Origin of the sequence: Mycobacterium sp. (assembly GCF_035603715.1) — a bacterium.
In the GTDB taxonomy this organism is placed as follows: Bacteria; Actinomycetota; Actinomycetes; order Mycobacteriales; family Mycobacteriaceae; genus Mycobacterium.
On the sequence record NZ_DATNJW010000399.1, the window covers coordinates 1 to 6,780 of the forward strand.

A 6,780-nucleotide genomic window follows, 5' to 3' on the forward strand; every position below is an offset into this window, starting at 1 on the left:
GACAGCGGCCGCCGCCGACAGCGCCGCGTCGGGCGCGACATGCAGGAAGGCGCCATACCGCTGATCGGTCGCCGCAATCTGGTCCAGGTAGGCCTGGGTGACCTCAGTCGACGACAGCTCCTTGGCGGCGATTTTCGCGGCGAGCGTCGCCGCATCCAGCCGGATGATGTCCGTCATTGCGGTTCCCCGAGGATCTGCGGGACCACGAAGCGACCGTCGAGGGCTTCGGGGGCCCCGGCCAGCGCCTCCTGCTGGGTCAGGCACGGCGCGGTCTGGTCGGGTCGGGTGACGTTGACGGCCTTGAGCGGGTTGTCGGTCGGCTCGACGCCGGTCACGTCGACTGCCTGAATCTGGCCGACATGAGTCAGGATGGCGTCGAGCTGGCCGGCGTAATGGTCCAGCTCATCGTCGGTCAACGCCAGGCGAGCCAGCCGGGCCAGATGGGCCACCTCGTCACGAGAGATCTGGGACACGACTGAAAAGCCTAGCGAGCGCGACTCTGGCGCGACGCCTGGCATCCGCCGAAATGCCGAGAAAGCGTCGCTGTGCAACAGTGTCCGCGTGTCCTCCTATCTGCTGCGGGTACAGCTGGCCGACCGGCCAGGTAGCCTCGGCTCGCTGGCCGTGGCCCTGGGGTCGGTAGGCGCGGACATTCTGTCGCTGGACGTCGTGGATCGCGGACCCGGTTATGCGATCGACGATCTCGTGGTCGAGCTGCCGCCGGGGGGCATGCCTGACACGCTGATCACAGCGGCCGAAGCGCTGCAGGGTGTGCGGGTCGACAGCCTGCGGCCGCACACCGGGCTGCTGGACGCGCACCGCGAGCTTGCGCTGATCGACCACGTCGCCGCCGCCGGCAAGACCGCGGCGAAGCTGAAAGTGCTCGTCGACGAGGCGCCGCAGGTGCTGCGGGTGAGCTGGTGCACGGTGCTGCAGAAGTCCGACGACGGATTCCGCCGCATCGCGGGCAGCCCCGGCGCGCCGGAAACCCGGTTGACTGATATCCCTTGGATGCCGATCGAGTACGCCACTGCCCTGGACGCAACCGAGGATTGGGTGCCGCAGCTGTGGCGGGAGCTGGACACCACCCTGATCGCGGCCCCGTTGGGCGTCCCCGAGACCGCGGTCGTGCTCGGCCGGCCCGGCGGCCCGGCCTTCCGGCCCTCGGAGGTCGCCCGGCTCGGATACCTGGCCGGGATCGTCGCAACCCTTTTGCACTGAACGCCCCGCCAAACGGGGTATTCACCGGGGGTGAACCTCACCGACGCCCAGATCGCCGCTATGTCGCCCGCCGAGCGGCGCGAGCTCATCCAGCGCCTCGAGCGACCCCTGTCCGAACTGTTGCCGGTAGAGGTGGCGCACCGCATCCGCTGGGGCTGGCTCGGGATCATGACCGGCGGGACGCTGGTGCTGATTCCGTGGATCGTGTATCTGGCCTTCGCGCTGCCCGACGACTACCTGGTGCACGATTGGACGGCAACGTGGGTCGGGTTCGACCTTGTTCTGCTTTTTCTGATGGCAGCAACCGTGGTCTTCGGCATGTTGCGCCGACAAGTGATGCTGTTGACCGCATTTGCCACCGGCACGTTGCTGATCTGCGATGCCTGGTTCGACCTGATGACCGCTGGACCCAGAGACTTTCAGATGGCGGAGTTCACCGCGGCAATGTGTGACCTGCCACTGGCCGCGGTCCTCATCACCGGCACGCTTCGACTGTTCCGGTTCACTGCGATCCGCATGTGGCTGCTTGAGCCGAAGACCCCGCTGTGGCGGTTGCCGCTACTCCCCTGACTCAGAAGGGCCTTCCGCCAACAACTTTCGGAATCCATCCTCGTCGAGAATGGGCACGCCGAGCTCGACGGCCTTGTCGTACTTCGATCCCGGGGAATCACCGGCGACAACGTAGTCGGTCTTCTTCGACACCGAACCGGCGGCTTTGCCGCCGCGGGTCAGGATTGCCTCTTTGGCATCGTCGCGGGAGAAGCCGGCCAGCGAACCGGTGACGACGATCGTCACGCCCTCCAGCGTTCGCGGCACGCTGGCGTCACGCTCGTCGGCCATCCGCACGCCGGCCGATCGCCACTTGTCCACAATCTGGCAATGCCAGTCGACGGTGAACCACTCGGTCACCGCATCGGCAATGGTCGGACCGACGCCTTCGACCGCGGCCAGTTGTTCGGTCGACGCCGAGGTGATCGCGTCCAGGCTGCCGAACTCGGTGGCCAATGCCCTTGCCGCGGTTGGCCCGACGTGGCGAATCGACAACGCCACCAACACCCGCCACAGCGGTTGCTTCTTCGCGGTGTCCAAGTTGGCCAGCAATCGCTTGCCGTTCGCCGACAATGCGCCACTTTTGGTGGTGAATAACTCCGTGCGCAACAGGTCGTCTTCGGTGAGGGCGAACAAATCACCCTCGTCGTTGATCACCTTCGCTGCGAGTAATGCAGTCGCCGCCTCATAGCCGAGCCCTTCGATGTCGAACGCCCCGCGACCGGCGACGTGAAACACCCGCTCACGCAGCTGTGCCGGGCAGGACTGCGAATTGGGACAACGGATGTCGGCGTCGCCCTCCTTGGCCGGAGCCAATGTCGTACCGCACTCGGGACATGTTGTGGGCATGACGAATTCGCGTTCGGAGCCATCGCGCAGGTCGACAACGGGGCCCAGAACTTCGGGGATCACGTCGCCGGCCTTACGGATCACCACAGTGTCGCCGATCAGCACCCCCTTGCGCTTGACTTCGGCGGCGTTGTGCAAGGTGGCCAGCCCGACCGTCGACCCGGAGACGGTGACCGGCGTCATGAACGCGAACGGCGTGACGCGCCCGGTCCGGCCGACGTTGACCCGAATGTCGAGTAGTTCGGTCTGAACTTCCTGCGGCGGGTATTTGTAGGCGATCGCCCACCGCGGTGCGCGCGACGTCGAGCCGAGCCGGCGCTGCAGCGTCACGTCGTCGACTTTGACTACCACGCCGTCGATTTCGTGGTCGACGTCGTGGCGGTGTTCGCCCCAGTAGGCGATCCGCTCGAGGGCACCGGCCGCGTCTTCCACTCGGGTGGTGTGGTCGGAGACCGGCAGCCCCCACGCGGCCAGCGCCGAATACGCGTCGTGCAGCGTCGCGGGTCGATAGCCCTCCAGGTGTCCCAACCCGTGGCAGATCATCCGGAGTTTGCGCCGGGCGGTCACGGAAGGGTCCTTCTGCCGCAACGATCCCGCGGCGCTGTTGCGCGGGTTGGCGAACGGTGTCTTGCCGTCTTCGACGAGCGCGGCGTTGAGCGTCTCGAAATCGGCAAGCCGGAAGAACACTTCGCCGCGCACCTCGAGGACGTCGGGCACCGGATGGTCGGTGCTGGGGGTCAACCGTTCGGGTACGTCGTCGATCGTTCGCGCGTTGAGCGTCACGTCCTCGCCGGTGCGCCCGTCACCACGGGTCGCCGCACGGACCAACCGGCCGTTGCGGTACACCAAAGCCAACGCGACACCGTCGATTTTGAGTTCGCAGAGAAACGGGACATCCGCACCGACGTCGGCGCGAACGCGGGCCGCCCACAGCTCGAATTCCTCTGCGCTGAACACGTTGTCCAGCGACAACATCCGCTCGAGGTGCTCGGCCGAGGTGAAATCGGTGGCGAAACCGGCGCCGCCGACGAGCTGCGTCGGCGAGTCGGGTGTGCGCAACTCGGGATATTCGTCCTCGAGCGCGGCAAGACGGCGCAGCAACGTGTCGAAGTCCGCATCGGAGATGATCGGCGCGTCACGCACGTAGTAACGGAACTGGTGTTCGCGCACCTCGTCGGCCAGTTCACGCCAACCACGACGGACGTCGGGCCCGATCGGATCAGCCCCTGGCGGATCAGCCTCTGCTGAGCTCACCCTCGCAGGCTATCGGAGCACGCCGACAGCTCGGTCCGCGCAGCCCCGCGGGCCGGCTAGCCCCGATAGAGGTCCGGGAACGTCGACTGCAACTCGCCCAGCTTGGGCAGGTCGTTGGCGACGATGTACGGGTTGTTCGGATGCAAGTCGAGGAAATCCTGGTGGTAGGCCTCGGCCGGGAAAAACGGAGCCGGCCCCGCCACGGCAGTGACGATCGGTGCGGGAAATGAGCCCGCCGCGTTCAGCTGGGCGATGTAGGCATTCGCAATCTTTTGCTGGGTGTCGTCCTGAGCAAAGATCACCGAACGATACGAAGGGCCCACGTCGGGTCCCTGACGGTCGAGTTCGGTCGGATCGTGCGCGACGGCGAAGAATACCTGCAACAGCTTGCCGTAGCTCACCTGGGACGGGTCGTAGGTAATGCGCACCGTCTCGGCATGGCCGGTGGTCTCGGTGGTGACGGCGTCGTAGTTAGCCGTCGCGGCATCTCCGCCGGCGTATCCGGATTGAGCGGATTGCACGCCTTTGACGTGCTGGTAGACGCCCTGCACGCCCCAGAAGCAGCCACCTGCCAGGACCGCGGTTTCGGTCTTGGGGCGCCCCGTCGCCGGTTCGTCGAGGGTGGGTGCCGGAATCGCGCTCGCCGCCGTCCCGCTCGCGGCCGGCACTACCGGGCGGACGACGAGGAAAGCCGCCGCGGCCAATCCGATCACTGCCAGCCAGGACGTCAGGACCATTCGCTGACGCCCTGTTCCGGTTTTGCGATTCATATGCGTGCTGTCCTCTCCCAGAAACCGCCAGGGTATAGCAGTTATGTAAACGGCATCGCGGTCGAACTGTCGGCCGTATTTGAAACACGTTGCCCGACAACCAGAAGTTCAGTCCTCGACGAAGGCGCGCAACCGGTCGATCGCGGCGTCCCAGCGGCGGGAGAGCTGGTTGAGATAGTCGCCCGCATCGATCAGCGGTCGAGTCTGCAACGTCCAGATACGCTCGCGACCACGCCGGCTGCTGATCACCAGCCCGGCCGACTCCAGCAGCTCCAGGTGTTTCGTCGCCGCCTGTCGGGTGACCGAAACTGCCTGAGTGACTTGAGAAGTCGAACTCGGCCCGCCGTCGCACAGTCGGGCCACGATACGCAGCCGGTTCGCGTCCCCCAGCGCGCCGAATACCGGCGCCGCCGCGAGCGTCGCGGTCACACCCGCTGCCCCAGGCTGAGGTACTTGCGCACGAGTTCGGTCTGCTTGGCCCATCCTCCGCTGTTGGCTTCGAACGCGTCGGCGCGGCGAGTCTCGGGGATGGCGTCGAATCCGGACTCGACGATCCTGAGCAGCACACCGTCGGCCGCTTCCGCCAGGGTGAACTCGACCAGCGTGGTCGGCTCGTTGCCGTAGTCGACCTTCGCGTCGACCGCGAAGGGGTGCCAGCGGAAGGCGAATCGCCGCGGCGGTTCCACCGCGATGATCTGCCAGGTCGCCTCGGCCCCGGCATGCGGTCGCTGCAGCTCCGCGACCTCCTCGTCGACCGTGGTTCCGGTGATCGTCGCGTGCACTGACGTGCCGGCGACGAATGGCCCGTCGATGCGGACACCAAACCATTGGCCGAATTCCTGCGAATCGCTGATCGCCCGCCAGACCCGGTCCAGCGGAGCGCGCAGCACCACCTGCTTCTCGATGCGATCGGTGTTCATATGCAACCTCCTGGTTGCCTATCAGGGAACCATGCACGGCGGTTACATGCAACCCCCTGGTTGCCCTTTCCGGAAGGCGTCGGATTCAACTCTGCCCGGATGACCTCAGCAGTGAAAAGAATTCATGCGATGGGTCATCCGACCCGGGACGGCCAATTGGCGTGTCCCGCGTCATCGGATGGCTGAAGTCGACAGCCGACGGATCATGGACATGCGCCCAGTCGGTGACAATGCATCGTGTCGTGAATTTCCAAGTGCCATTGCGCTTTTCGTATTTGTCGAGATAGCGTCCGCCCACCACGACCTCGGTTTCGCCACCCTTGGTGGCGAACGAGTGCGTCGCAATGCTGTAAATCTCGCCTTCGGCGATGTCGCCGCTGATCGCGAAGTTCGTTGTGGTGATGTGGTGTTGCATCGACCGGATATAGGGCCGCGTCTCGGCAAGCGTCCGCACAAAAGTATCGACGGAGCCCGACGAGAAGGATCCGTGGCTGTCTTCGGCGTCTGGGTGATAAAGACTGCGCACGCTGTCCAGATCGCCCCTGTCTACCGCACGGCAGTAACCGTGCACGAGCTTTCGCAGCGCATATTCATCGAGCATCTCTTGTACGTCGGCTGAGGCGATGGACATCGCCCAACGCTAGCGGCAGGTCTTTCCCGCCAGGCACGGATTGGCCGCCGTACTCTCAGATGGCGTCGGGATCTTCGGCGAAGGCCTCGGCCGTCCGCCGGGCCAAGCCGATCGCGGCACGGGCCCATTCCGGGGTCGCGGCGGCCAATCCACACGCCGGGGTGACGCCGATGCGATCACGCAGCGCCGAACGCCCGAAGCCGAGCCGGTCGATGATGGCCACGACGCTCGCGGCGACCTCCTCCACCGCGGGCGGGCGCGGCGGCGGGCTCGACGACACGACGCCCAGCATGACGACACGCCCCGATTCGACGAACCCGGCCATGGCGTCCAGATCGCCGGCGTCCAGTGCGCCGGTGTCTACCGATACCGCACTAATATGACTGTCCTGCAACACTTTCCATGGTATCGCCGCACCACAGCAATGCACTGACACCTCCGCGCCCGCGGCGGCCACACAGGTGTCGAGCAGCGTGGTAGCCAGGCTCTCCTCCAGCGCGGCCACCGGGCTCAGCGAGGTCACTCCGGTCAGCCGGCCGGCGACGGCCGCGGGCAGTGACGGCTCATCGAATTGCACCACCACCGG

The 6,780-nt window shown here is 66.0% G+C and carries 8 protein-coding genes and 2 pseudogenes; 2 read left to right on the top strand and 8 right to left on the bottom strand.

Features of this window, described 5'->3' with window-relative positions; genetic code table 11:
* Both VN856_RS16515 and gatC read right to left on the bottom strand, forming a co-directional pair.
* Positions 1-177: pseudogene (locus VN856_RS16515) on the bottom strand (Asp-tRNA(Asn)/Glu-tRNA(Gln) amidotransferase GatCAB subunit A); the annotation flags it as partial.
* A complete protein-coding gene (gene gatC, locus VN856_RS16520) occupies positions 174-473 on the bottom strand; it encodes an Asp-tRNA(Asn)/Glu-tRNA(Gln) amidotransferase subunit GatC (RefSeq protein ID WP_325690894.1) in 300 nt (99 codons plus the stop codon). The gene gatC and the pseudogene VN856_RS16515, both read right to left, overlap by 4 nt.
* 88 nt (positions 474-561) lie before the next feature.
* Here gatC and VN856_RS16525 point away from each other — a divergent pair, with 88 nt between their 5' ends.
* Positions 562-1,221 carry an amino acid-binding protein gene (locus tag VN856_RS16525; RefSeq protein ID WP_325690896.1) on the top strand — a complete coding sequence of 220 codons (660 nt, stop codon included), beginning with the start codon at positions 562-564 and terminating at the stop codon, positions 1,219-1,221.
* Positions 1,222-1,281: 60 nt separating this feature from the next.
* Positions 1,282-1,791: a hypothetical protein gene (locus VN856_RS16530; RefSeq protein ID WP_325690907.1), complete on the top strand. Its 510-nt coding sequence runs from the start codon at positions 1,282-1,284 to the stop codon at positions 1,789-1,791.
* On the opposite strand, the gene ligA is transcribed toward VN856_RS16530, so the two are convergent.
* The 6 genes and pseudogenes from ligA to VN856_RS16560 form a co-directional block, all read right to left on the bottom strand.
* Positions 1,780-3,873 (bottom strand): NAD-dependent DNA ligase LigA, encoded by a 2,094-nt coding sequence (gene ligA / locus VN856_RS16535; protein WP_325690897.1) that lies wholly within the window; start codon positions 3,871-3,873, stop codon positions 1,780-1,782. The two genes, VN856_RS16530 and ligA, sit on opposite strands and share 12 nt — an antisense overlap.
* 56 nt (positions 3,874-3,929) lie before the next feature.
* A complete protein-coding gene (gene msrA / locus VN856_RS16540; RefSeq protein ID WP_325690899.1) occupies positions 3,930-4,643 on the bottom strand; it encodes a peptide-methionine (S)-S-oxide reductase MsrA in 714 nt (237 codons plus the stop codon).
* A gap of 108 nt (positions 4,644-4,751) precedes the next feature.
* Complete coding sequence (locus VN856_RS16545; RefSeq protein ID WP_325690901.1) at positions 4,752-5,072, bottom strand: metalloregulator ArsR/SmtB family transcription factor; 321 nt, start codon at positions 5,070-5,072, stop codon at positions 4,752-4,754.
* Positions 5,069-5,563, bottom strand: coding sequence for an SRPBCC family protein (locus VN856_RS16550; RefSeq protein WP_325690903.1), 495 nt, complete (start codon positions 5,561-5,563; stop codon positions 5,069-5,071). The genes VN856_RS16545 and VN856_RS16550 overlap by 4 nt, the downstream gene beginning before the upstream one ends.
* A gap of 85 nt (positions 5,564-5,648) precedes the next feature.
* Positions 5,649-6,194, bottom strand: a complete 546-nt coding sequence (locus tag VN856_RS16555; protein WP_325690905.1) for a nuclear transport factor 2 family protein — start codon at positions 6,192-6,194, stop codon at positions 5,649-5,651.
* A gap of 55 nt (positions 6,195-6,249) precedes the next feature.
* A pseudogene (locus tag VN856_RS16560) lies at positions 6,250-6,780 on the bottom strand (methionine synthase); the annotation flags it as partial.

Coding starts and splice junctions, on each gene's coding strand:
- VN856_RS16555 (WP_325690905.1), bottom strand. CDS start 6,194: ATGTCCATCGCCTCAGCCGACGTACAAGAGATGCTCGATGAATATGCG.
- msrA (WP_325690899.1), bottom strand. CDS start 4,643: ATGAATCGCAAAACCGGAACAGGGCGTCAGCGAATGGTCCTGACGTCC.
- VN856_RS16550 (WP_325690903.1), bottom strand. CDS start 5,563: ATGAACACCGATCGCATCGAGAAGCAGGTGGTGCTGCGCGCTCCGCTG.
- VN856_RS16530 (WP_325690907.1), top strand. CDS start 1,282: ATGTCGCCCGCCGAGCGGCGCGAGCTCATCCAGCGCCTCGAGCGACCC.